The 22,339-nt window shown below is 62.5% G+C and carries 19 protein-coding genes; 9 read left to right on the forward strand and 10 right to left on the reverse strand.

The genetic code is table 11. From position 1 onward, the window contains the following. Positions 1 to 60 precede the first annotated feature (60 nt). Together ACWUKX_RS04350 and ACWUKX_RS04355 are read left to right on the forward strand one after the other, a co-directional pair. A complete protein-coding gene (locus tag ACWUKX_RS04350) occupies positions 61 to 1,026 on the forward strand; it encodes a TonB family protein (RefSeq protein ID WP_456004252.1) in 966 nt (321 codons plus the stop codon). Between the two features lie 68 nt (positions 1,027 to 1,094). After that, entirely contained in the window at positions 1,095 to 1,409 is a 315-nt protein-coding gene (locus ACWUKX_RS04355; protein WP_456004255.1) for an antibiotic biosynthesis monooxygenase family protein, read from the forward strand. Positions 1,410 to 1,442: 33 nt separating this feature from the next. Here ACWUKX_RS04355 and putA read toward each other — a convergent pair whose 3' ends face one another. Continuing rightward, the gene (putA, locus tag ACWUKX_RS04360; protein ID WP_456004258.1) at positions 1,443 to 5,054 is read right to left on the reverse strand and encodes a bifunctional proline dehydrogenase/L-glutamate gamma-semialdehyde dehydrogenase PutA; all 3,612 of its coding nucleotides are present in this window, start codon (positions 5,052 to 5,054) and stop codon (positions 1,443 to 1,445) included. Positions 5,055 to 5,216: 162 nt separating this feature from the next. Between putA and ACWUKX_RS04365 the strand changes: the two genes are divergently transcribed. After that, positions 5,217 to 5,669, forward strand: coding sequence for an Lrp/AsnC family transcriptional regulator (locus tag ACWUKX_RS04365; RefSeq protein WP_029353359.1), 453 nt, complete (start codon positions 5,217 to 5,219; stop codon positions 5,667 to 5,669). Between the two features lie 213 nt (positions 5,670 to 5,882). Here the strand turns inward: ACWUKX_RS04365 and ACWUKX_RS04370 are convergent, their stop codons facing one another. Together ACWUKX_RS04370 and ACWUKX_RS04375 are read right to left on the reverse strand one after the other, a co-directional pair. Continuing rightward, positions 5,883 to 7,085, reverse strand: coding sequence for a cytochrome-c peroxidase (locus ACWUKX_RS04370; protein ID WP_456004261.1), 1,203 nt, complete (start codon positions 7,083 to 7,085; stop codon positions 5,883 to 5,885). Positions 7,086 to 7,098: 13 nt separating this feature from the next. After that, complete coding sequence (locus ACWUKX_RS04375; RefSeq protein WP_029353363.1) at positions 7,099 to 7,548, reverse strand: FixH family protein; 450 nt, start codon at positions 7,546 to 7,548, stop codon at positions 7,099 to 7,101. A gap of 210 nt (positions 7,549 to 7,758) precedes the next feature. Here ACWUKX_RS04375 and ACWUKX_RS04380 point away from each other — a divergent pair, with 210 nt between their 5' ends. Then, positions 7,759 to 8,679 (forward strand): sugar kinase, encoded by a 921-nt coding sequence (locus tag ACWUKX_RS04380; RefSeq protein ID WP_456004263.1) that lies wholly within the window; start codon positions 7,759 to 7,761, stop codon positions 8,677 to 8,679. A 176-nt stretch (positions 8,680 to 8,855) separates the two neighbouring features. On the opposite strand, the gene ACWUKX_RS04385 is transcribed toward ACWUKX_RS04380, so the two are convergent. Further along, a complete protein-coding gene (locus tag ACWUKX_RS04385; protein WP_456004266.1) occupies positions 8,856 to 9,890 on the reverse strand; it encodes a class I SAM-dependent methyltransferase in 1,035 nt (344 codons plus the stop codon). Positions 9,891 to 10,178: 288 nt separating this feature from the next. Between ACWUKX_RS04385 and ACWUKX_RS04390 the strand changes: the two genes are divergently transcribed. Next, positions 10,179 to 12,200 carry a putative bifunctional diguanylate cyclase/phosphodiesterase gene (locus ACWUKX_RS04390; RefSeq protein ID WP_456004886.1) on the forward strand — a complete coding sequence of 674 codons (2,022 nt, stop codon included), beginning with the start codon at positions 10,179 to 10,181 and terminating at the stop codon, positions 12,198 to 12,200. Positions 12,201 to 12,321: 121 nt separating this feature from the next. Here the strand turns inward: ACWUKX_RS04390 and ACWUKX_RS04395 are convergent, their stop codons facing one another. Further along, positions 12,322 to 13,110: a DUF899 domain-containing protein gene (locus tag ACWUKX_RS04395; RefSeq protein WP_456004889.1), complete on the reverse strand. Its 789-nt coding sequence runs from the start codon at positions 13,108 to 13,110 to the stop codon at positions 12,322 to 12,324. A gap of 291 nt (positions 13,111 to 13,401) precedes the next feature. Beyond that, positions 13,402 to 14,280 carry an AraC family transcriptional regulator N-terminal domain-containing protein gene (locus tag ACWUKX_RS04400; RefSeq protein WP_456004268.1) on the reverse strand — a complete coding sequence of 293 codons (879 nt, stop codon included), beginning with the start codon at positions 14,278 to 14,280 and terminating at the stop codon, positions 13,402 to 13,404. Positions 14,281 to 14,424: 144 nt separating this feature from the next. On the opposite strand from ACWUKX_RS04400, the gene ACWUKX_RS04405 reads away from it, so the two are divergent. Continuing rightward, complete coding sequence (locus tag ACWUKX_RS04405; protein ID WP_456004270.1) at positions 14,425 to 15,180, forward strand: SDR family oxidoreductase; 756 nt, start codon at positions 14,425 to 14,427, stop codon at positions 15,178 to 15,180. Positions 15,181 to 15,224: 44 nt separating this feature from the next. Here ACWUKX_RS04405 and ACWUKX_RS04410 read toward each other — a convergent pair whose 3' ends face one another. From ACWUKX_RS04410 to ACWUKX_RS04420, 3 genes are all read right to left on the reverse strand, one after another. After that, a complete protein-coding gene (locus tag ACWUKX_RS04410; protein ID WP_456004272.1) occupies positions 15,225 to 16,250 on the reverse strand; it encodes an aldose epimerase family protein in 1,026 nt (341 codons plus the stop codon). Between the two features lie 85 nt (positions 16,251 to 16,335). After that, positions 16,336 to 17,793: an NAD-dependent succinate-semialdehyde dehydrogenase gene (locus ACWUKX_RS04415; RefSeq protein ID WP_065012184.1), complete on the reverse strand. Its 1,458-nt coding sequence runs from the start codon at positions 17,791 to 17,793 to the stop codon at positions 16,336 to 16,338. Between the two features lie 203 nt (positions 17,794 to 17,996). Next, positions 17,997 to 18,944 carry an AEC family transporter gene (locus ACWUKX_RS04420; RefSeq protein ID WP_456004274.1) on the reverse strand — a complete coding sequence of 316 codons (948 nt, stop codon included), beginning with the start codon at positions 18,942 to 18,944 and terminating at the stop codon, positions 17,997 to 17,999. 167 nt (positions 18,945 to 19,111) lie between these two features. Between ACWUKX_RS04420 and ACWUKX_RS04425 the strand changes: the two genes are divergently transcribed. Continuing rightward, positions 19,112 to 19,660, forward strand: coding sequence for a histidine phosphatase family protein (locus tag ACWUKX_RS04425; RefSeq protein ID WP_456004891.1), 549 nt, complete (start codon positions 19,112 to 19,114; stop codon positions 19,658 to 19,660). A gap of 590 nt (positions 19,661 to 20,250) precedes the next feature. On the opposite strand, the gene ACWUKX_RS04430 is transcribed toward ACWUKX_RS04425, so the two are convergent. Further along, positions 20,251 to 20,418 carry a hypothetical protein gene (locus tag ACWUKX_RS04430; RefSeq protein WP_166487936.1) on the reverse strand — a complete coding sequence of 56 codons (168 nt, stop codon included), beginning with the start codon at positions 20,416 to 20,418 and terminating at the stop codon, positions 20,251 to 20,253. Positions 20,419 to 20,797: 379 nt separating this feature from the next. On the opposite strand from ACWUKX_RS04430, the gene ACWUKX_RS04435 reads away from it, so the two are divergent. Further along, on the forward strand, positions 20,798 to 21,079 hold the full coding sequence (locus tag ACWUKX_RS04435; protein WP_006335407.1) for an acyl carrier protein: 282 nt from the start codon (positions 20,798 to 20,800) through the stop codon (positions 21,077 to 21,079). A 56-nt stretch (positions 21,080 to 21,135) separates the two neighbouring features. Continuing rightward, positions 21,136 to 22,326 (forward strand): beta-ketoacyl-ACP synthase, encoded by a 1,191-nt coding sequence (locus ACWUKX_RS04440; RefSeq protein ID WP_456004278.1) that lies wholly within the window; start codon positions 21,136 to 21,138, stop codon positions 22,324 to 22,326. Positions 22,327 to 22,339 lie beyond the last annotated feature (13 nt).

The raw sequence follows: 22,339 nt of genomic DNA on the forward strand, positions 1-22,339 counted from the left end.
GATGCCAACGATCTTGATTTGACAAGTCCGCGCCGGTCGCGGCAGGTCTCGTCGCGAGCCATGCAGGAAATCAGTCCCCTCCCCGACGCCAATGGCGAACTGGCGATTGCGCCGACCGAACCGCTTGCGCCGGTTCGGCCGGCAGCCATGAGCCGCAAATGGACGGCGGCGATCATCGCCTCCTGCCTGTTTCATGCCGCGGTGGCGGCCGCTTTTCTCATCACACCTGCCGGCACATTCGATTCGAAGGACGCAATCCAGTTGGAAGGCACCGATCAAACCGGCGCCAACGTAGTCGGCAGCGCCTTGGATGGTCAGGTCCCGGGCGCGATGAACGTTACCTTGGTGCCCGACCCGCAGCCGGCCAAACCTCAGGTCAAGCCCGAGCCGCCTGTCGACCGGCCCGCCAGGGAAATGGCCGCGCAGCCCCACGCCCCCTTGCCGCAAATTGTCGAACAACCCACCGCCGCGCCAGACACACCGATGGACGACACCCCACGCCTGGACGAACCGGGCGTGGCTCCGAAGGTTGAAACGCCGGCAGAGCCGGCTGCTCCGGCCGATAGCACCGAGGCGCCCCCTACCGATGTCGGACAACCGCCGATCCCGACCGCAAGGCCAAGCGCGACAGCAGGTCTTGGCGGAGCGGGCGAAACGAACGATGCCCGCGGCGCGGCGGATAGCGAGGAACGCGACGCGGTGACTTCCAGCACGGGCAAGAAGCAGGCAGTGGCAGGCAATGCGATAGAATCCCGCTACAGCGGTGAAGTCCAGAAGAAGCTTGCCCGCGCCAACCGTCGTGTTTCGAAATCGATACAAGCAAGCGCTCGCAACAACGCCAGGGTCGTATTCGTTGTCATGGCCGACGGCAGCATCAGCGACATACAGCTTGCCGAAAGCTCAGGTTCTGCGGAACTTGATCAATTCGCTTTGACGCTAGTGCGCAAGCAAGCACCGTTCCCTCCCATTCCAACCGAAACTGGCAAGTCAAGTTGGGTGTTTAAAGCGCGGATCGGTCCATTTTAACAGCTTGGCCTCAGCGCTTCAGGCAATCCAACAAGCATCATAATCCGCAATCCCGAAAGGAACCACCAATGTACATCGCCATGAACCGCTTCAAGGTACAAAACGGCTCTGAGGACGCCTTTGAGGACGTCTGGAAAAACCGTGATTCGAGCCTTTCGGAGATGAAAGGTTTCAAGGAATTTCATCTGCTGCGCGGTCCGGTCAACGAGGCCGAAGGCTACACGCTGTTTGCCTCGCACACCGTGTGGGCGAGCCATGAGGATTTCGTCGCCTGGACCAAATCCGAGAATTTCCGCGCCGCGCACCGCAACGCCGGCTCCAGCAAGGTGCACTATCTCGGTCATCCGCAGTTCGAGGGCTTTTCGGTCGTCGAGGGCGCGTGAGGTGACCTTGCCTAACAGATAGAAGCAGCCGCCTTAAGCCGCGGCCAGCAGGCTGGCATTGCCACCAGCAGCCGTAGTGTCGACGCAGACGGCGCGCTCATGCGCATAGGCCGCCGGGTTGAGCACTTCGCTGACCAGCGGCACGATCGGGCCGGCGCGGTCGGCGATCACCTTGCGCACGATGCGCGCGGCCTCCGGCGTGCCGGAAAAGGCGACGAGGTCGACACGCAGCGCGCGTGCCTCGACCGGGTCGGGCCGACCGTCGATGGCCGCCAGCGGCAGGCCCTTGCCGGTCAGTGACAACAGGGCCGCCGGCGCATCGGGCGCGACGGCCAGCACCGCATTGCCGGCCGCCAGCGCCTGGATGGTCTGGGCAAGCAGCGTGTCGGCATCCGGTCCGAGGCAGAGCACGCGGCCGCGCGGCGACAGCGACAACGTGTTGGCCTCGCCGGTCGGGCCGGGCAAATCGACCTGGCCGAAATCGATGCCGGCGGCGGCACCGATGGCCGCCGCACCTTTGCCGCGCAAATGTTTCCTCAGCACCGCAATGCGGTCCGCCCGCGTCGACCAGCCGCCCAGCGTCGGGTCGGGCAGATTGTCGGCGAGTTCGGTCGCCGTCACCTTGCGGCCGTCAAGAATAGGCGTGCCCGCCTCCGGCCCCTTGCGGAACCGCCTGAGATAGTGCGGTCCGCCGGCCTTCGGCCCGGTGCCGGAAAGCCCTTCGCCGCCGAACGGCTGCGAGCCGACCACGGCGCCGATCTGGTTGCGGTTGACATAGATGTTGCCGGCATGGATGCCGTCGACGAAATGCTGGGCGCGGCCTTCGATGCGGGTGTGCAGGCCGAAAGTCAGACCATAACCCTTGCGGTTGATCGCGGCGATGACCCCGTCGATATCGTCGGCGTCGAAAGTGGCGACGTGCAGCACCGGTCCGAACACCTCGCGCTCGATGTCCTCGATGCCCTTGACCCGAAAGACATGCGGCGCGACGAAGCGGCCATCCTTCGGCGCTTCGAGCTTGGCGATCAGCCGGCCCTGCAGGCCCATATCAGTGCAATAGTCGCGGATCGATTTTTGTGCCTCCTCATCGATGACCGGGCCGACATCGGTCGAAATCCGCCAGGGATCGCCGAGGCTGAGCGTTTCCATCGCGCCCTTCAGCATCTCCAGCATCTTCTTCTCGACGTCCTTCTGCACATAGAGCATACGCAGCGCCGAGCAGCGCTGGCCGGCACTCTGGAAGGCCGAGGCAAGGATGTCGCGTACTGCTTGTTCGGGAAGCGCGGTGGAATCGACGATCATCGCATTCAACCCGCCGGTCTCGGCGATCAGCATGGCGTCGGGCGCGGCGGTCTCGGCCAACTGCTTTTCGATCAGCTTGGCGACCTCGGTCGAGCCGGTGAAGCAGACGCCGGCAATGCGCGGATCTGATGTCAGTGGGCCGCCGACCGAGGGGCCATCGCCGGGCAGAAGCTGGATGACGTCTTCCGGCACGCCGGCTTCGCGCAGCAATTCGACGGCGCGGAAGGCGATCAGCGGCGTCTGCTCGGCCGGCTTGGCGATGACCGAATTGCCGGTGACGAGAGCTGCCGCAATCTGGCCGGTGAAGATGGCGAGCGGAAAATTCCACGGCGAGATACACCCGATCACGCCGCGCGCCTCGGTTCCAGGTTCGGCATTGGCCGCCTCGGTTGCGTAATAGCGCAGGAAATCGACCGCCTCGCGCACTTCGGCGACGCCGTCGGCCAGTGATTTGCCGGCCTCGCGGGCGGCGAGCGCGAAGAATTCGACGGCATTGGCCTCATAGAGGTCGGCGGCGCGGTTGAGGATGGCGGCGCGCTCGGCGACGGCGCGCCTCGCCCATGCCAGCTGCGCCTCCACCGCGATGCGCACGGCGGTCGCGACCTGCTTGGCAGTGGCCTCGCTGACCGTGCCGACCACTTCGTCCGGCTTTGCCGGATTGACCACCGGACGCTGCTTGCCATAGCCGGCGGCCCGGGTGATCGGCTTGGCGTGCCAGCGGTCCGGCCCGGCAAACTCGACCTTCGCCTTGTCGATCGCGGCCAGCGTCACCGGATCGGTTATGTCGAACCCCTTCGAATTGCGGCGGCCAGCACCGAAGATCGCCGACGGGCTGGGGATCGCCGGATTGCTGGCCGGACCCTGTTTCTCGACGGTTTCGAGTGGGTCTCGAGCGATATCCTCCGGCTCGACCTCCTCATCGGTGAGCTGGTGGACGAAGGAGGAGTTTGCGCCGTTTTCGAGCAGTCGGCGGACCAGATAGGCAAGTAGGTCGGAATGCGCGCCGACCGGCGCATAGATGCGGCAGCGCGTACCCTCGGCCCGCCGCACCGTCTCATGTAACGCCTCGCCCATGCCGTGCAGGCGCTGGAACTCGAATGAGTCACGATCCCCAGCCATCGACAGGATGGCGGCGACGGTGTGGGCGTTGTGGGTGGCGAATTGCGGATAGATGCGGTCGGTCATCGACAGCAGCTTTTTCGCGCAGGCGAGGTAGGACACGTCGGTGTTGGCCTTGCGGGTGAAGACCGGATATCCGTCGAGCCCGAGCGTCTGCGCCCGCTTGATCTCGGTGTCCCAATAGGCGCCCTTGACCAGCCGCACCATGATGGTGCGGTCGTACTTCTTCGCCAGCGCATAGAGCCAATCGATGACGAAGGCGGCGCGCGGACCATAGGCCTGGACGACGACGCCAAAACCGTTCCAGCCGGCAAGCTCCGGCTCGGCCAGCACCCGCTCGATGATTTCGAGCGACAGGTCGAGGCGGTCGGCCTCCTCGGCGTCGATGTTGAGGCCCATGCGCGAATGGCGCGCCGCCAGCGCCAGCGACAAAAGCCGCTCGGCCATCACAGGCAGCATCTTTTCCTTTTGCGTCACTTCATAGCGCGGGTGCAGCGCCGAGAGCTTGACCGAGATGCCGTGGTTCTGGCGGATGTCGGGACCATTGGCGCCGGCATCGAGCGAGGAGATGGCGTCGGCATAGGCCTTGAGATAGCGCAACGCGTCCGCCTCGGTGCGAGCCGCTTCGCCCAGCATATCGAAGGAATAGAAATAGCCTTTCTGGGTCATCGGCCGGCCGCGCTTGACGGCCTCGGCAATCGTGCGGCCGAGCACGAACTGCTCGCCCATCTCGCGCATGGCGGCGGCGACCGCCTTGCGGATGACCGGCTCGCCCAGCCGGCGCACCATGGCGCGCAGCGTGCCTTCGATGCCGCCCTCGCCCTCGTCGAGCACCCGGCCGGTCAGCATCAGCGCCCAGGTCGACGCATTGACGAAGATCGAGCTCGAGCCCCCTGAATGCGCTGACCAGTCGTGCGGCGCGATCTTGTCGGCGATGAGGTCGTCCATCGTTTCGGTGTCCGGCACCCGCAGCAGCGCTTCGGCCAGGCACATCAGCGCGACGCCCTCCTTGGTGGAAAGGCCATAAGCGGACAGAAAGACTTCCATCAACCGCGGATCGGACGAGCCGCGCACCGCCCGCACCAGGTCGGCGGCGCGGGCCGAGATTGCCTTCCGCTCTTTCGTCGAAAGCCCTGTCGCCTCGGCCAGCCGCTTCACGGCCTCGTCTTCATCGGGCAAGTAATTGGCACGGATCTGCTGGCGGATGGCATCGAGCGCTGGCATGACGGTCCTATAGAGCAAGCATCAGGGAGCGGTCCGGCGGTCACCGGACCGAATGGCGCAAGCTAACACAACGCTTGGTTTCGATCGGTCCAAAGAAATCGACAGGAGAGGCCGATTGGATTATCGTGTGGCCTGATTTTCTCCAATTTGACCACAAATTCGATGACAGAAGACCAATTAGACCGCATCGACAGGAACATCCTGTCGGCGCTGGGTAGCAATGGCCGGCTTTCCATGTCGGAACTCGCGGCCAAGGTCGGCCTGTCGAAGACGCCGGTGCAGGCACGGGTCAAGCGGCTGGAGAAGGACGGCATCATCCGCGGCTACCAGGCGATCATCGACCGTGAGCGCATGGGCGAAGGCCATGTCGCCTTCGTCCAGGTGAAATTGTCCGACACCCGCTCGGCCGCGCTCGACGCCTTCAACCGCGCCGTGCAGGCGGTGCCGGAGATCGAGCAATGCCACATGATGGCGTCGAGCTTCGATTACCTCCTGAAAGTCCGCACCACCGACATCGCCACCTATCGCCGCGTGCTCGGCGAGCGCATCTCCGCCCTGCCCCACGTCGCCCAGACTTCGACCTTTGTGGCGATGGAGACGGTCAAGGATCGGTAGTAAAGCGCTGCTGCGGTGAACGTCGGCGGGACAGCGCCCCTTTGTCCTGCCGGACATCTCCCAGAACGACGGCTTCGGCGACAGCGGCCTTTTCTTCAACGTTGAAAATTGGCGAAAGCCGAGGGGACAGCCAATCTCCCCCTCGTGGGGGACGTCCGGCAGGAGAGAGGGGGCGCGAAGGATCGCTACCGAACGGCCTTTATTCCGAGTCCTTCACTCCGCCAATGTCTTCAAAAACGCCACCAGCGCGGCGCGCTCGCGGTCCGAAAGCTGCAGCGGATGGATCTCGGATATGCCCCCGACACTCGCCGGCGCCGTCGAATAATGCGCCACCACTTCTTCGAGCGACGAGAACTGCCCGGCATGCATGTAGGGCGGACGGGTGGCGGCACCGCGCAGCGACGGCGTCTTGTAGGCGCGGGCGAGTTCCGGTCCGGCCTTGACCATGAAGCGCAGCTCGCCGCAGGCGCTGGCGTCGCCATCGCGAAACGCGCCGAAACAGTTGAACGGGTCGGCCTCGACCTGCGCCACCGCATCTATGCGGCCGCGATCCGCAGGCAGATTTGCAACCGGCGGCACGCCGGTGTTGTGAAAGCTGCCGTCGGTGAAACGCGCCCCGGTGTGGCACGTCACGCAATTGGCCTTGCCGATGAACAGCTTTAGCCCGAGGATTTCCTCGGGCGAAAAAGCATCGTCGCCTTGCGGCAACTGTATACCCGTAGCCAGGGCGGCAGCGAACCGGTCGAAGCGCGTCTGCGGCGGCGCGATCGACCGCTCGAAGGCGGCGATCGCCTTGCCGATATTGGCGAAGACGCGATTGACGCCCTCGGCCTGCGCTTCGGTCATCGTGCTCCACGCCGCCTTCTCGGCATCGCTGCCGAGCGGGCTGGCATTGGCCGGCACAGTCGAAAGGTCGGGCAGCGGCCCGAAGATGCGCTCATAGCGCTCGCCGAATCGCGCCTTGATATAATGCGCGTAGGCGGCGCGATTGCCGGCCTGCTCCAGCGGATTCTCCAGCGGCGCCAGCGCCTGCGCCCAAAGGCTGTCGCGCCGCCCGTCCCAGAAGAAGAATGGATCATGCGCGACGCCGGCCAGCGGCATGGTGCGCCGGTTGGTGCGGCCGACGCCGACCGCTTGCGGCAGGTCGTCCTGGAATTGCCGGTCGATCTTGTGGCAGGTCGAGCAGGAAACCTTGCCGTCGCCGCTCATCCCGACGTCGAAAAACAGCGTCGCGCCGAGGGCGGCGGCGGCCGGCACGTCGGCGAAGCGGTTGGTGGTGTCGGTTTTCGGCGGCGGTAGCGCCGACAGCGTCAGTGAGGCGATGGTCTTCTTTTCGGCATCGGAAAACTCCGGCTTGCCGCAGCCGGCAAGCACGCCCATCGCCAGCAGCGCGAAAAGACGCGAAAAGCGGTTCATCTTGCTCCAGCGCTCAGAGCAACACATTGAAGACCACCGTATCGGATCCCGCCGCCGCGGAAATGGCGAAATGCAATTGCCACAATCCGCTCATCGTGAATTTCACCCCATCGATGCGATAGCAGCCGTCGCCCAGATAGTCGGTCGCCTGCGGGCTGGTCGGCAGACCGTGCCTGTGCCGCGGCATGCCCCCGGAAATCGTGATCCCGGCGCCCTCCACCGGGGTTCCCGCACCTGTCTTCAGGGTCAGCAGCCAGGATTGCAGTTCGCCTTGCCTGATGACACCCCGCTCCGGCTCGAAACTGGCCACAAACAGCCCGTTCGTCGTCTTCTTCGAGCGGGCGACTTCGGAGCTCGCAAGCCGAGGCGCTTGCGGCGCGGTCAGATAGACGGCAGCGAGAATGCCGGCCAGCAAGGCAGCCAGACCAAGACCTGCCAGAACATAACGCCATAACGATGCCAAACCGTTTCCTCTTCCGGAGATAACGTCTCGCTGGGCAGATTGCGTCCCGCCTTCCGCGTGAGAAAACGCCGTTGGCGCAAAAATCCGCCATGGCCAAGCATGGCGCTGCCGCTCGCAAAAAGCTACAGCACCGGGTCTTGGTTTTGTGCATGTCGTTATCCCAAAACCGCTGCGCAAGGTTTTGGGCGACATGCACCAGGAGAGAGATTCATGACAGGAAACGGCGTCGCCTCGATCGGTGAATGCATGCTCGAACTTTCAGGCCAGGCGGGGCCGAACTGGCGCATGGGTTTTGCCGGCGACACGTTCAATACGCTGTGGGCGCTGCATGCGCTGAGCGGCGATCGGCCGGCGACCTATGTGTCGGCCTTCGGCGACGACCCGTTCTCGCGCGACCAGATCGGTTTCTTCGCGCAAAACGGCATCGGCGTCGGCGCCAGCCCGATCATATCAGGCGCCCGCCCCGGCCTCTATGCGATCACGCTGACCGGAGCCGAACGCTCCTTCACCTACTGGCGCGGCGATGCGGCTGCAAGGCAGCTTGCCTCCGATCCCTCTGCTTTGGCGAAAAGCCTTGAAAATCAGGCGCTGGTTTACTTTTCCGGAATCACTTTGGCAATTCTGGATGGCGCTGCGCGCAAGACATTGCTGGCAGCGGTGGCCAAGGCACGCGCCGCCGGCTCGCTTGTCGCCTTCGATCCCAACTACCGGCCGCGGTTATGGCGCCAGCGCGAGGAAGCGCAGGCCGCGATCCTCGATGCGCTCGCAGTCACCGACCTAGCGCTACCGACCTTTCCCGACGAGCAGATGCTGTTCGGCGACGCGGCGCCGCAGGCAACCGCGGAACGGCTGCGAAAGCTGGTCGGCGAAGTCGTCGTCAAGAACGGCGAGGAGCCGGCGCTGATCGCCGCAAACGGAACCCTGCAACCCGTTCCGGCCGTGCATGTCGCCGCCCCCGTCGACACGACCGGCGCTGGCGATTCCTTCAATGGCGCCTATCTCGCCGCCCGGCTTGCCGGCCATCTCCCGACCGAGGCGGTGCTGCGCGCGCATCGCGTCGCCGCGGCCGTCGTGCAGGTGCGCGGCGCGCTGGCGCCATTCGAAACGTTAAGGGCGGCGTTCGAAGATTAATGCATGTCGCGCAAAAGTGCGCAGCGGTTTTGCGATGACGACATGCATATAACAACAACCTAAAGTAAAGCGTGTCGCGTGAGGCCGGTCAAGCGCGACACACTTTGCTTTAGGGTCAAACCGCAATCAGACTGGCTGCCGCCAATGGGCGACAACCTTGCAGCCCAACGCGGTCGCTATCCGCGCTTTTCGATGACGCCATATAGGACGTTGCGGTTCTCGCCAAAGAACACCTGCGCCTCGACGGTGTTGCGGTCGACGCTGGCGTTGATGATGTTCCACATATCGGCCTCCGACCGCAGCAGCAACACCCAGTTCATGAACGTCTCCCGGTAGCCGGCGTCAGGGTTGCCCTCTGCGTAGTTCGCGAAGAGGAATGTCCCGTTCGGCTTCAACATCTGCAGACAGGTTTTCGTGAGCTTCACGGCGACGTTGTGCGCAAGGTAGTCGTAAAGGCCAGAGGCGTAGATGAAGTCGAACTTGCCAAGCTTGTGGCCCCGCGTGAGCATGGTTCGTACCGAACCGTCGATGGCCTCTACCGCGGTGCCCTGGAAGTCGCGCGTGATCAATCCAACGCTCTGAGGATCCTGATCGAGCGCAACCCAGCGCTTGAGACGGCCCTCCTGTAAGGCGGTCGAGCGATTGGCCTCCCTTAAATGGCCGGCCGCGATCGCCAGTACCTCGGCCTCCGGTCCATTCTTGGTCGCAATCTCATCGACATATCGGGTTAAAAGATCGCGTCGTTCCCGTGCCGCGATGCACGACGGTACATCCTTGGTATGGCTATAGAGCGCCTTGCCGATTTCCGAGGCGTTCGCCACGCTCTCGGCCACGTGCGGATCACAATAGATATAGTCGAGCAACTGCGCGTCGCCAGAATAACCTCTGGGCTTGTCATGGGACCACCGCGTGAGCGGATCCTCAAGAAAGTACTCCAGGACCGGGTGGTTCTGCACCACGGGTATCAATGCTTGCCAAACGTCTGGATGAACCTTGGAACGGGTTGCTTCGAGGTGCGCCATCAGACGACGAATGATCTCCGCGGGATCCTTTCGTTGCTCGATTTGCTGGTGTGTCGTGTGAAGAATGAGCGCAAGCTCTACGCGAGCAGTTTCGAACGCTTCGCGATGATGCTCGAGCTTTCCTCGAGGGAGACTGGCGGCGATCATCTCGGCAGTAATCAGACTTTTGCCATCAAGGATGGTTGCCACCACATAACCCCATAGTTAAAATTAGCTAGATATTATTTAGATATTGCGTAAAATTTTACCTTTGCCAAGCCACATCCCCGGCATTTTAGCGGTGTCGTTAATTTCCCGCCAACCATGCTGGTTCTTTGGACGCCTTGCGGGTGGGATTCCGGATACGAGTTAACGAAAACCTATTTGCGCGACTGCATAATTGTTTGCGAGGCGCCGCAATCGCTGTCGCGCCTGAGGAGTCGGCCGGCGTTGGGGGCAGAAGCTAGAAATGAGTTCGGAATACAAAGTCCCGTTCAGATGGGGTTTGTGGTGACGAACGAATGCGCGTCATCCGCATTGGCCGATATAGCCCATGCGGAACCGTTCGAACCGCGCTACGAGCCGCGGTCCGACGAGCTTCGCAACCTCTACCGAGAGGAAGGCCAAGCGAAGCGAAGAATGGATGCCAGGCCAGGGCTTTGGATCGCCGTTGCCATCTATCTGCTGTTTTCGGCAACGGATCTGCTGCTGATTCCGGATGTGGCACTCTATACGATCATGGCACGCTTCGCGGTTGGAGTGACTGCACTCCTGATCTTGGAGGCACAACTTCGCCGGGGCGTCGGAACGGAATGGATTGACGTCACTTGCGCCGGAGCCATCATCTTTGGCTATGTTGGCTGGCTGTGCCCAGCGGTCATGGGTGCAGACAAGGAAAGCGTCTCTTATTACATGGTGTTCGGCACCATCTTCATGATGAGCGCCAATCTCTTCTTCACGTTTAAATTCAGCCTGTCTATTGTAACGTCTGCAATAATTTTAGTAATACTGTATGCCGTAAACTACTTTGTGCCTTCCACATTAATGTACAAAATGGTATTTGGAACTTTTTACATTTCATGCTTCACATTTACGTCTTACGTTAACTGGAAGCTGAACGAGGAGCGCTACAACGTCTTCCTGAATGCCCTCGAAGCCAAAATCCAGCACAAGGAAGCCACCGAGCGCGGACAGGCGCTGTTGAATCTGTCGAGAACCGATCCGCTTACGGGTCTGGAGAATCGGCGGGCGATTGACGAGAAGCTGCGGGACTACTGGAGCGACTGGCAAAGGTCTGGCAGCAGTTTTGTGGCGATCCTCATCGACGTGGACTTCTTCAAAAGGTTCAATGACTATTACGGACATCAAGAAGGCGACCGCTGCCTGATTCTCGTCGCCAACGCCCTTGCCGAAATGATTAAGCAGCACAATGGCTCAATCGGCCGCTACGGCGGTGAGGAATTCATTGTTCTGGCTCGCATGGAGAAAAGAGAACAGGTCGCAGATATTGCCGAAGCCATTCGAAGCACGGTGGAGAACCTCGCGCTTCCCCACGAGCAGCGCAGAGACGGTATCTCGGTTGTGACGGTGAGCGTTGGCGCTGCATTCACCAGGCCGCAGACTGGCGCCAAGCTGGAAAAAATCATCCATGAGGCCGATCGCGCACTCTATCTGGCAAAAGCAGGCGGTCGAAATTGTACCTGGCTGTTCGATCCAAACGATCCCCAGAGCAGCGACGAGAGCGAGAATATTGCGGCTTTGCTGAAGATCGCGATCGGCCAGGATCTCGTTTCACTCGTCTATCAGCCCATCCAGAATGTCACGTCCGGCCGAGTTGAAGCCGTCGAGGCTCTGATGCGCCTCAAAATGCTGGACGGTACATCGGTTCCGCCGAGCCTGTTCATTCCCGTCGCGGAACGAACTGGCGCGGTCCTGGCGCTTGGGCGCTGGGCAATAAGGACAGTGTGCACTGAGCTTCTGGCGGACGATCACGTCCGTGTCGTCAGCGTCAACGTCTCTCCGATTCAGCTCAAGACGCCCGGCTTCGCAACCTCTGTTGCGGCCATTTTGAGCGAGACTGGCGTAGCCGGTAGCAGGCTGGCCCTCGAAATCACCGAAGGGTTGGAGATGGAGATGCACTCCGACGTTCTCCGCTGCATCAGCGACCTGAAACTGCTAGGGATCAGGATATGGCTCGATGACTTCGGGACGGGCTTCGCCGGCCTCTCATGGCTTCGTCTAATCGATTTCGATACGGTGAAGATCGACCGCTCGTTTCTACATGACTGCGGCACCCCGAGGGGCAAGGCGATGCTGCAAGACATTATTGCCCTGGTCCGAAATCGCGGTCATAAAATCCTGCTCGAAGGGGTCGAAACCGACGAGCAGATGGCCCTCGTACGCGAATTTGACATAGATAAAATCCAAGGGTTTCACGTCGGCCGTCCCGCTCCCGCCGCGAGTTTCCGGACGAGACCAGTCACCTACAAACGCCAATTTTCGGTCGTCAAGTCCGCATGAATGGCGGCGGAGCGACCTGCGCTCCTGCAAGACGTCGCCGCTTCCCTCAGCAATAGTCCAGCGGCTTTGTATTAGCCGACCGACCGTCGCCGCCGTCGATCTCCACCGGACCAGGCCGGGCTCATTGCTTCGTGCTCGCCTCCCGGAACGCCGCCTCTCCGGCGTCCGACACCTCGGCCCACTTCTTGTCGGCCGCTGGATCCGCGGCGTAGCTATCATGCCAGTTCCACCACTTGTAGGTCGGGGTCTGGGGATAGCCCTCGGGCGAGTCCTCCCAGACCTCCTGCCGGCCAAGCGGGGTGATGTCGAGATAATTCCAGGTGCTCCCCATCTGCTCGTCGCCGCGGTTGTTGATGAAGTAGGTGCGGAACACGCGATCGCCGTCGCGGATGAACACGTTGTGGCCGTGCCACTCGTCCACGCCGAAGTCGGCGTCGAAGCTGTCGGTGAGCGTGTACCACGGCATCTTCCAGCCCATCCGCGCCTTCAGCCGCGCGATGTCAGCCTGAGGCGCACGCGAGACGAAGACAAGGGTGGTGTCACGGGCGTTCAGGTGGGCGACGTGGGCGACCTGGTCGGCTACCAGGGAGCAGCCGCGGCAAGCGTGGTCGGGCCAGCCGAACACTCCCGGCTCGAAGAAGGCGCGGTAGACGATCAGCTGACGCCGGCCGTCGAACAGGTCGAGCAGGCTGGCCTTTCCGTCAGGCCCCTCAAACGCATACGTCTTCTCCACGGCCATCCACGGCATCCGCCGCCGCTCGGCGGCCAGCGCGTCACGGGCGCGGGTCTGGGCCTTTTCCTTCACAAGCAGCCGCTCGCGGGCCGCCTCCCACGCCTCAGGCAACACCACTGGGGGTGTGCGCATGGCAGGCTGTCCGCTTTTCCGTCCGCTCTCGGCTGATGAAGTCATGGCTTGATACCTCCTGATTTGGGCGAATTCCCGCGCCTCATGGCTGAAGCGCGGTTCCATTCGCTGCTCATCGCTCGTTGGCGTGAGATAGTTTGGCACCGGAAAGCAAACAGTGGGAGTAACAAGTGTGGCGCTATTCCGATGGAAACGCCGATTACAGGCGCCGCGCGTTCGCCCGAAGCGGGTGATCCCCTCTGCGCTCGAACCGCATGGCGCTGCGTGACCGTGCTCATCCGCTCGCGCTTCGTGGCTGCTTTGCGCCTCCAGGGTATCGGCGCCTCAAGCGGCGGCTCAGGTTCTGCCTCTCGCTTCTTTGGTATCCCGAACAGGCGTCCGGCCGAACAGACGACCATATTCCCGGGTGAACTGCGACACGCTTTCGTAGCCGACCGCGAACGCCGCGCTGCTCGCAGTCTTTCCCTCCGATAGCATCAGCCGCCTCGCCTCAATCAGGCGCAACTGCTTCTGGAATTGCAGGGGAGAGAGCGAGGTTACTGCGCGAAAGTGCTGGTGGAACGACGACGTACTCATCCCGGCCACAGCCGCCAGGCGCTCGACCGGTAAAGGCCGCGCGAACTCTGCCCGAAGCACGGCGACCGCGCGCGCCACTCGCTGCACGTGACCGTCTGGCCACCCCAGACGTCGGATCGCCGACCCGTGCCGTCCGGCCAGCAGCCAATAGTGCATCTCGCGCACAAGCTGGGCCTGCAGCACCGGGACCGATGCCGGGCGATCGAGCAGCCGCATCAAACGCAGGGCCGCGTCGGCGACCTCAGCGTCAGTTGGGTCAACCCGCACGGGCGCGTGGTCGGCCATATGCTGGGCGCCTATTTGCACACTCAGCTCCGCAATGACCGCCGGGTCGAGTTCCAGAACAAGCGAGTAGTAGGGGGCAGCGATGCTGGCACGGGTGATCTGGCTCACCGTCGGCACGTCCGCAGTGATCAGCAGCGAATCTCCGCCTGAGAAGGCGAAGCCTTGAGTACCCATTGTGACGTGCTTGCTCCCCTGGACCACCAGACAGGCAAGCGGTCGGGAGATGTCGTAGACTAGATCGCTGGGCGCCGTCGCCCGCACCGTGTTGAGACCCGGTATCGGGGTGTGCGCCATGCCGTCTGGGTCGGCATTGGTGTCTGCATAGCGGCGCACGGCATTGAGGAGCGCGGTCATGGACGGAAGCTATTCCTTTGCTGCCCGACACGCAAAGCATTTTGGAGGATTAGGCAAAAACGGTCGAGCTTCCGGCAACGAAAGCCTGCCCACCGGGCCGATATCGGCGTGGCCACAGCAGTGGTGCAAACAAAGGAGCAGGCCATGACCAAGATCACCCTCGTCACTGGCGCCAGCCGCGGACTCGGGCGCAACACCGCACTCAACATCGCACGCCGCGGCGGTGACGTTGCCCTCACCTACCATAGCCGGAGCGAGGACGCTCGGGCCGTTGTCGCGGAGATTCAGGCAACCGGTCGCAGGGCGGTCGCCCTGCAACTTGACACCGGCGACGTCGCCACCTTCGCTTCCTTCACTGAGCGCCTGCAGGCGGCGTTGCGCGAGACCTGGCAGCGCGAGACGTTCGATCATCTGGTGAACAATGCCGGCCATGGCGACATGGCAATGATGGCAGAGACGACAGAGGCGCAGTTTGACCGGCTGGTCAATGTCCACTTCAAGGGCGTGTTCTTCCTCACCCAGAAGCTGCTGCCGCTGATCGCGGACGGCGGACGTATCGTAAACCTCTCCTCGGGCCTCACCAGGATGTCCTACCCGGGCTTTGCCGCCTACTCCGCGGTGAAGAGCGCGGTCGAGGTGCTCAGCGTTTACATGGCGAAGGAGTTAGGCGCCCGCGGAATCGCGGTCAACACGGTGGCGCCGGGCGCGATCGAAACTGATTTCCTTGGCGGCGCTGTCCGTGACATGCCCGACCTCAACAAGGTGTTCGCGGATATGATCGCGCTCGGCCGCGTCGGCATGCCGGACGATATCGGGCCGATGATCGCCAGCTTGTTATCCGAGGATAATCGCTGGGTGAATGCCCAGCGGATCGAAGTGTCCGGCGGCCAGGCCATCTAACGAAGCAGGTACGGCATCGTTGAAAAACTGATACCGGGTCCGAGTTAAGGCAATCGGAACCGGTATTCCGTCACATGATGGTAGATCTGGCCCGGCCATAGCGTGGCCTGCGGGAAATACGGCCGGTTCGGCGCATCCGGCCAGACCTGCGGCTCCAGGCAGAAGCTCGAGAAAGCCTTGTAATGACGCCCCTCGAGTCCCGGCGAAGGCGGCGCCAGATACTGGCCGGTATAGAGCTGAATGCCCGGCTCGGTGGTCCAGAGCTCCATCTCGACGCCGGAATTTGCGCCTTGCGCCCATGATGCCAGCTTGAGCGGCCCACGCATCGAGGCAAGGCAGAAATTCTGGTCGTAGGCGAGCTGCTTGCCCTCGCTCTCCATGCGCAGCGGCCGCGCCTGGCGGAAATCGAACGGCGTGCCATCGACCGGCTTCACGACGCCGGTCGGGATCAGGTCGCCATCGACCGGAAGATAGGCGCCGGCGTTCAGCATCAGCCGGTGGTCGAGGATATCGCCGGCGCCGCCGTCATCCAGGTTGAAATAGGAATGCTGGGTGAGGTTGCACAGCGTCGGCTCCTCGCAGGTGGCGGTCATCTCGACGCTGAGCGTGCCGGGGATTTTCAACCTGTAGGTGCAGGTCACGTCGAGCGCCCCGGGAAAGCCCATCGTGCCGTCGGGATCATGCAGTGTCAGCGTGACAAAATCCCTGCCATGCAGCGAAACCTCCCATGGCCGGTGCGAAAAACCTTGCGAGCCGCCATGCAGCGTGTGCTTGTCGAGGAAGTTGCGCTCGGTCTGGTAACGCTGGCCGGCGATAGTGAAGCGGCCATCGCGGATGCGGTTGGCATAGCGTCCGACGACGGCGCCGAAGAAGGCCGTATCCGTTTCATAAGATTCGAAATTGCCATAGCCGAGCACCAGCGGCGCATCGTGCCCGGCCAGGCGCAGATCCTGGACGATGGCGCCCAGCCCGATGATGTTGGCGGTGAGGCCGCCGCCGCGGATGGTGAAGCGGCGGACGGCCTCACCCGCTTGCGTCGTACCGAAGACCTCGCCGTCTTTCATCGCCATGCCCGAAACGCCAGTTGGTTGATCCATCCCCGCCTGGCCTCTCGGGCCGGCTTGGGTCTGTTGACGGTCAACAGGCCCTGCCAAATCAGAGGCCGAGGCCGCCGATGCAGACATATTTGGTGTCGAGATAATCCTCGATGCCCTGATGTCCGCCTTCCTTGCCGAGGCCCGATTCCTTGACGCCGCCAAACGGCGCCTCAGGCGTGGTGATGAGGCCTTCATTGACGCCGACCATGCCGTATTTCAGCCCTTCCATGACCCGGAAGGCGCGGCCGAGATCGCCGGTGTAGAAATAGCAGGCGAGGCCGAATTCGGTGTCGTTGGCAAGCGCCACGGCTTCCTCTTCGGTTTCGAACTTGAACACCGGCGCGACCGGGCCAAAAATCTCTTCCTTCATGAAGCGCATCTTCGGCGTCGCGTCGGCGATCACCGTCGGCTGGAAGAACGAACCGCCGAGCGCATGGCGCTTGCCGCCGGCGACGACCTTGCCGCCCTTGGCGGTGGCGTCAGCGATCAGTTCCTCAACCTTCTCGACTGCCTTCTCATCGATCAGCGGCCCCTGCTGCACGCCATCTTCGAGGCCGGAACCGACCTTCAGCTCGTTGCTGGCAGCGGCGAGCTTCTCGACGAACTTGTCGTAGACGCCGGCCTGAACCAGGAAGCGGTTGGTGCAGACGCAGGTCTGGCCGGAATTGCGGTACTTGGCGGTGATCGCGCCGGCGACGGCACGTTCGATGTCGGCATCGTCGAAGACGAGGAACGGCGCGTTGCCGCCGAGCTCCATCGAGACCTTCTTGACGGTAACGGACGACTTCTGGATCAGGATCTTGCCGACCTCGGTCGAGCCGGTGAAGGTGATCTTCTTGACCAGCGGGTTGGCGCAGATCTCGTCGCCGATCTCGCCGGCGGCGCCGGTCAGGATGTTGATGACGCCTTTAGGGAAGCCGACTTCCTCGGCGAGCGCGCCCCAGGCGAGGCCGGAATAAGGCGTCTGCGAGGCCGGTTTGACCACCGCGGTGCAGCCGGCGGCAAGCGCCGGGCCGAGCTTGCGGGCCAGCATCGAGGACGGGAAATTCCACGGCGTGATGGCGGCGATGACGCCGACCGGCTCCTTGGTCACCAGGATGCGGCGGTCCGCCCAGGGCGACGGCACGACATCGCCATAGGTGCGGCGGCCTTCTTCGGCAAACCACAGGATGTAGGAGGCGGCCGAACCGATCTCGCCCTTCGATTCGAACAGCGACTTGCCCTGCTCGATGGTCAGCAGCTCGGCCAGCACATCCTGATTGTCCATCATCGCGTCATGCAGCTTACGCAACAACTTCGAACGCTCGAGCGCAGTGGTCTTGCGCCATGTCTTGAAAGCGGCGTCGGCGGCTTCGATGGCGCGGCGCGTCTCGACCCTGCCCGACTTCGGCACAGTGCCGATCTTGAGGCCGGTGGCCGGATTGTTGACGTCGACCGTCTGGCCGCTGTCGGCCTGCACCCACTCGCCATTGATGAGATTGGCCTGGCGCATGAAATGGCTGGTTTTCTGAAGCATGGTCTAGCCTCCGTTCGGCGCGCTGACGGGCCGCTATCTGGATTTCTTTGGTGGGCGTGCGCAATGGCATCGGTGCCGGCACGCCTGGAGCCACTGCTCTTTACCTAGGGCAAGCCCCGCAATCAATCGCAAGATGGCATATAGGGTTTGGGCCAGCGCAAGGCGAGGCCAACTTGCGCCCAAATTGCTATCCAAACACGTTGCTATCCAAACACGTGGACGACGACCGTCAGCCAGAACGCCGTGGTGACGACCGCGCAGGCGGTGGCGATGGTCATCTGGTTCGATGCCAATGCCTGGCCGGTGTTGAACTGCGTCGCAATCAAGTAGGAATTGACCCCGGATGGCAGCGCGGCGGCCACGACCGTGACCTTCGCTGACAGCGGCGGCAGCCCGAACAGCCAGACCAGGCCGAGTGCAACGGCCGGCATCAGCAACAGCTTCAGCGCCGACAGCGCCAGCGCCGGCCGCACGTTGCCGGAGATGCCGAAACGGCACAGGCCAAGCCCCATGGCAAACAGCGCGACCGGTCCGGCGATGTTGGCCAATGCGTCGACCAGCCGGACGGCCAGCCCCGGCAGTGGCAGGCCGGTGATACGCCATACCCATCCGGCCAGGATGCCGATGATCAGCGGATTGGAGAGCAGCTTTCGAAAGAAGCGCCGGATGATGCGCAGCGGATGCACATGCTCGTCACCGCGGCCAAAGATTTCAAACAAGATGATCGACGCCATGATCATCGTCGGCAGATGCACGGAAATCAGCAGCGACAGCACTTCGAATCCACTTGGCCCGAATGTGCCGAGGACGAACGGGATACCGAGCAGGACGAGATTGGAAAAAGCCGACGACACGCCGCCGACGACCCCCGCACGCGCGTCGCGCCCGAATACCCTCGTGATGACCAGATGGCCTGCGGCCCAAGTGACTGCCGCGGCCGCGAAATAGGCTCCCCAGAACGACCAGGGCGCGGCACCATGGAAATCGGCATTGACCATGGTGCGGAACAGAAGCAGCGGCATGGCCACCCCGACGGCGAATTCGGCGATGGCCTCGCCCGCCTCGGCCTTCAGATAGCCGGTGAGCCCGGCCAGATAGCCGAGCGCGACAAGGCCGAAGACAAAAAGGACGGTTTCGATGAGTGGAGACATTTTTCTCCTGATAGGCGAGCCGGGATTGCAGCGCAATCACCCCGCCTTACGAAGCGGTCTGTTCTCACAAACAGCCGGGATTGGTCGTGCCTTGTTTTTCGGCCGGCTTTGCCGTCCCTATATGCGGTCACCGGAACCCACCTCCGGTGACCGGAAAAGGACGTTTGATGCTTCGATTTGTGCTGGCGCTATTGCTGCTCGTCATTCCCGCGTCGGCCCATGCGACTGAAGCCGGCTGGGCGCTGTTGCGCGACGGCGGACATGTGGTGCTGCTTCGCCATGCCATGGTCACCGGCACCACCGATCCGGCGAATTTCGACATCGAGAAATGCGCGACCCAGGTCAATCTCTCGGTGCGCGGCAAGCAGCAGGCGCGCAAGATCGGCGCGCTGTTCGCCGCCCGCGCCGCGCCCATCGAGCGCATGCTGTCCAGCCGCTATTGCCGCTGCCTCGACACGGCCCGCATCGCTTTCAGAGCGGAACCCGAACCGTTCGCGCCGCTTGACCTGCTGAAGACAGACGCGAGCGAGAAAGGCACCCAGCTCGAGGCGATCATGAACGAGATCCGCGGCTATTCCGGTTCCGACAATGTGGTCATGGTCACCCATCTGGAGAACATCATGGCTCTGACCGGCATCTCGCCGCGCGAAGGCGAAGCCGTGATCGTCGAGCTGCAAGGCGACGGCCTGCGCGTGCTCGGCCGAGTCACCTTCTAATCTGCACTGGAGACGGTTGAAGCGTTCGCTAGTGGTGAAAATCTAGCGCTGGTACCCTAAGCGGAATACCGGTTCCGACCCTTCTTTGCCATTGTTCGGAGAAAGTTGAAGGGGAAGCCATGAACCGTTGCGGTCTTTCAGTTGCGAGCGTCGCTTGCTGGAGCTGCGTTAGTCGGTCGGGGGCCAATGGTATTTTTAATGGAACGCTAATATACATAGACGCTCGAACGAGCAGCGGCTGCCAAATACTTGAGGAATGCCATGCGAAGATTAATCTTCACGGCAATGTGTATCGCAACCGCGACAGCCGCTAGCGCCCACGATTGGTACGAGGACAAGGTTGACCCACAGACGAAATTCAAGTGTTGCGGTGGTTCTGATTGCCGCGCCATACCACGGTCTTCGGTACGGTCCAGGATAGACGGTGGTTACACTTACTTGCCGCATAATTTCATCATCCCCCGGGACCGTGTACAGGAATCCCCGGACGGCCAATACCATATCTGCGAGAGTACCTACGTCGTAACTAATCAGCTGTATTGGCGTTGCTTTTTCGCACCTCGTGCCAATGTCTCTCTACTTCTCCCACGTTAATGATACTGCGCGTCGTGGCCGGAATCGACATCGGCAAGGTACGTAGCTGTGGCAAATTCAGTCGCGCCGCTCGCTGCCCTGAACGGACGTTCGCGTTCGCTACACGGGAAAAGCATCGGCCCCGAAAGCACGATGCCGTGGCTGCGCTCAAGATGGTTCGTCATCCTCCTCCCCGCCGGTTTCCGCCAGACCGTGGCTGTCCGCTGCGCCAAGCTCCAGCCCGTAGATGCGCTTCAATTGGCCGATCGTTTCCAGGGTCACCGGGGAAAACGGCGTCTGGCTTTCAAAAGCACGATGCCTTCGACGACGTCACTCAGGCTCATGTCGCGATGTTCGGCCAAGGCCCTGAGCACCTTCACGCAATGACCAGAGATGGGATGGTTGCGGTATATCGCCGGGAGGTTCCCGCGACCCTATTGCCCTGGCAGAACAGCCACCCCATCTGCGCCCGGCGTATCAGGCCCTTTTCCTGCCCGGAAAAACCGATTAGACAGCGCGCAAACACATGCGGACAGATTCCGCCCGCAACCAAAGGAAAAGCCCTTGTCCACCACGTTCGACAAAGTCGCCAAGATCATCGCCGACACCAGTGAGATCGATATCGACACGATCACCCCTGAAAGCCACACTATCGACGATCTCGGCATCGACAGCCTCGACTTCCTCGACATCGTCTTTGCCATCGACAAGGAATTCGGCATCAAGGTGCCGCTGGAAAAGTGGACGCAAGAGGTCAATGACGGCAAGGCCTCGACCGACGATTACTTCGTCATGAAGAACCTGTGCGCCAAGATCGACGCTCTGGTCGCGGCCAAGAACGCCTGAAATGGTTCGGCCCGCGATCTTGATGCGCCTTCAAACCTGACCCACAACAACCGCCCATGAGTCCCCACCACGTCGTCATATCAGGCATCGGCCTTGTCTCTTCGCTGGGCGAAGGTCCGGATGCGCATTGGCGCAAACTCGCCCAGCCCGGCCGGGAACCCGTGCTCGAAGCATCGCGCTTCTCGCCCTACACCATCCACCCGCTGCCGGAGATCGACTGGAACCTGCAGATCGCCAAGCGCGGCGACCAGCGGCAGATGGAAACCTGGCAAAGGCTCGGCACCTACGCCGCCGGCATGGCGCTCGACGACGCCGGCATCAAGGGCAATGACGAACTTTGCACGACCATGGACATGGTGGTGGCTGCCGGCGGCGGCGAGCGCGACGAAACCGTCGACGCCGACATTCTCGCCGCTTCGGAAAGCCGCAACGACCGTGACGTCCTGCTCAACGAGAAACTGACCACCGAGTTGCGGCCGACGCTGTTTCTGGCGCAGCTTTCCAACCTGCTCGCCGGCAACATCTCGATCGTTCACAAGGTGACCGGCTCGTCGCGCACCTTCATGGGCGAGGAAGGCGCCGGCGTCGCTGCCGTCGAGACCGCCGCCGCACGTATCCGCTCCGGCCAGTCGACGCATATCCTGGTCGGCGGCGCCTTCCAGACCGAGCATTCGGACATGCTGCTTGGCTATGAACTGGCCGGCTATCTGCATCGCGGCCCCTGGAGGCCGGTCTGGCAGAGACAAGGCCTGCAAGGCGGTGGCGTGGTGACTGGATCAGGCGGCGCGTTTCTTGTCCTGGAACAGCGCGAACATGCGATCAGCCGCGGGCGAAAGATCTATGCCGAACTCGGCCCGGTCATATCCGGACGCGCAAAACGCCGGCAGGGCGAACTCGATGCCGAGATTGCCGCCCTGCTCAGGCAGGCGGCATTGCCGAACGGCGAGTTGCTGACGATTTCGGGCGCTTCGGGTGCCCATACCGCTACTGCTGCCGAGAAATCGGCGCTCGACGCCAATCCGGCGATTGCCGCACGCGGCTTTTCGACGCTGACCGGCCACATGAAGGAAGCACAGTTTCCCTTCGCCGTGGCGCTGGCGGCACTGGCTGTCGAACGTAAGGCCGCCTACCCGGCTTTTGACCCCGCCACCGAGAAGCCGTTCAACGGCATTCCCAGGACCGTCCTTGCAACGGCGGTCGGCTATCACCAATTCGAGGGCTTGGCGTTGGTCAACGCCGCCGATTAAAGATCCGGGACAA

The organism is Mesorhizobium sp. f-mel (assembly GCF_053850215.1).

Bases quoted from the DNA above. Each gene is read 5' to 3' on its own strand.
- ACWUKX_RS04370 (WP_456004261.1), bottom strand. From the start codon at position 7,085: ATGAACCGCTTTTCGCGTCTTTTCGCGCTGCTGGCGATGGGCGTGCTT.
- ACWUKX_RS04390 (WP_456004886.1), top strand. From the start codon at position 10,179: ATGGGGTTTGTGGTGACGAACGAATGCGCGTCATCCGCATTGGCCGAT.
- ACWUKX_RS04395 (WP_456004889.1), bottom strand. From the start codon at position 13,110: ATGACTTCATCAGCCGAGAGCGGACGGAAAAGCGGACAGCCTGCCATG.
- ACWUKX_RS04365 (WP_029353359.1), top strand. From the start codon at position 5,217: ATGACAGAAGACCAATTAGACCGCATCGACAGGAACATCCTGTCGGCG.
- ACWUKX_RS04405 (WP_456004270.1), top strand. From the start codon at position 14,425: ATGACCAAGATCACCCTCGTCACTGGCGCCAGCCGCGGACTCGGGCGC.
- ACWUKX_RS04415 (WP_065012184.1), bottom strand. From the start codon at position 17,793: ATGCTTCAGAAAACCAGCCATTTCATGCGCCAGGCCAATCTCATCAAT.
- ACWUKX_RS04430 (WP_166487936.1), bottom strand. From the start codon at position 20,418: ATGACGAACCATCTTGAGCGCAGCCACGGCATCGTGCTTTCGGGGCCG.
- ACWUKX_RS04400 (WP_456004268.1), bottom strand. From the start codon at position 14,280: ATGACCGCGCTCCTCAATGCCGTGCGCCGCTATGCAGACACCAATGCC.
- ACWUKX_RS04410 (WP_456004272.1), bottom strand. From the start codon at position 16,250: ATGGCGATGAAAGACGGCGAGGTCTTCGGTACGACGCAAGCGGGTGAG.
- ACWUKX_RS04425 (WP_456004891.1), top strand. From the start codon at position 19,112: ATGCTTCGATTTGTGCTGGCGCTATTGCTGCTCGTCATTCCCGCGTCG.
- ACWUKX_RS04420 (WP_456004274.1), bottom strand. From the start codon at position 18,944: ATGTCTCCACTCATCGAAACCGTCCTTTTTGTCTTCGGCCTTGTCGCG.
- ACWUKX_RS04440 (WP_456004278.1), top strand. From the start codon at position 21,136: ATGAGTCCCCACCACGTCGTCATATCAGGCATCGGCCTTGTCTCTTCG.
- ACWUKX_RS04380 (WP_456004263.1), top strand. From the start codon at position 7,759: ATGACAGGAAACGGCGTCGCCTCGATCGGTGAATGCATGCTCGAACTT.
- ACWUKX_RS04355 (WP_456004255.1), top strand. From the start codon at position 1,095: ATGTACATCGCCATGAACCGCTTCAAGGTACAAAACGGCTCTGAGGAC.
- putA (WP_456004258.1), bottom strand. From the start codon at position 5,054: ATGCCAGCGCTCGATGCCATCCGCCAGCAGATCCGTGCCAATTACTTG.
- ACWUKX_RS04350 (WP_456004252.1), top strand. From the start codon at position 61: ATGCAGGAAATCAGTCCCCTCCCCGACGCCAATGGCGAACTGGCGATT.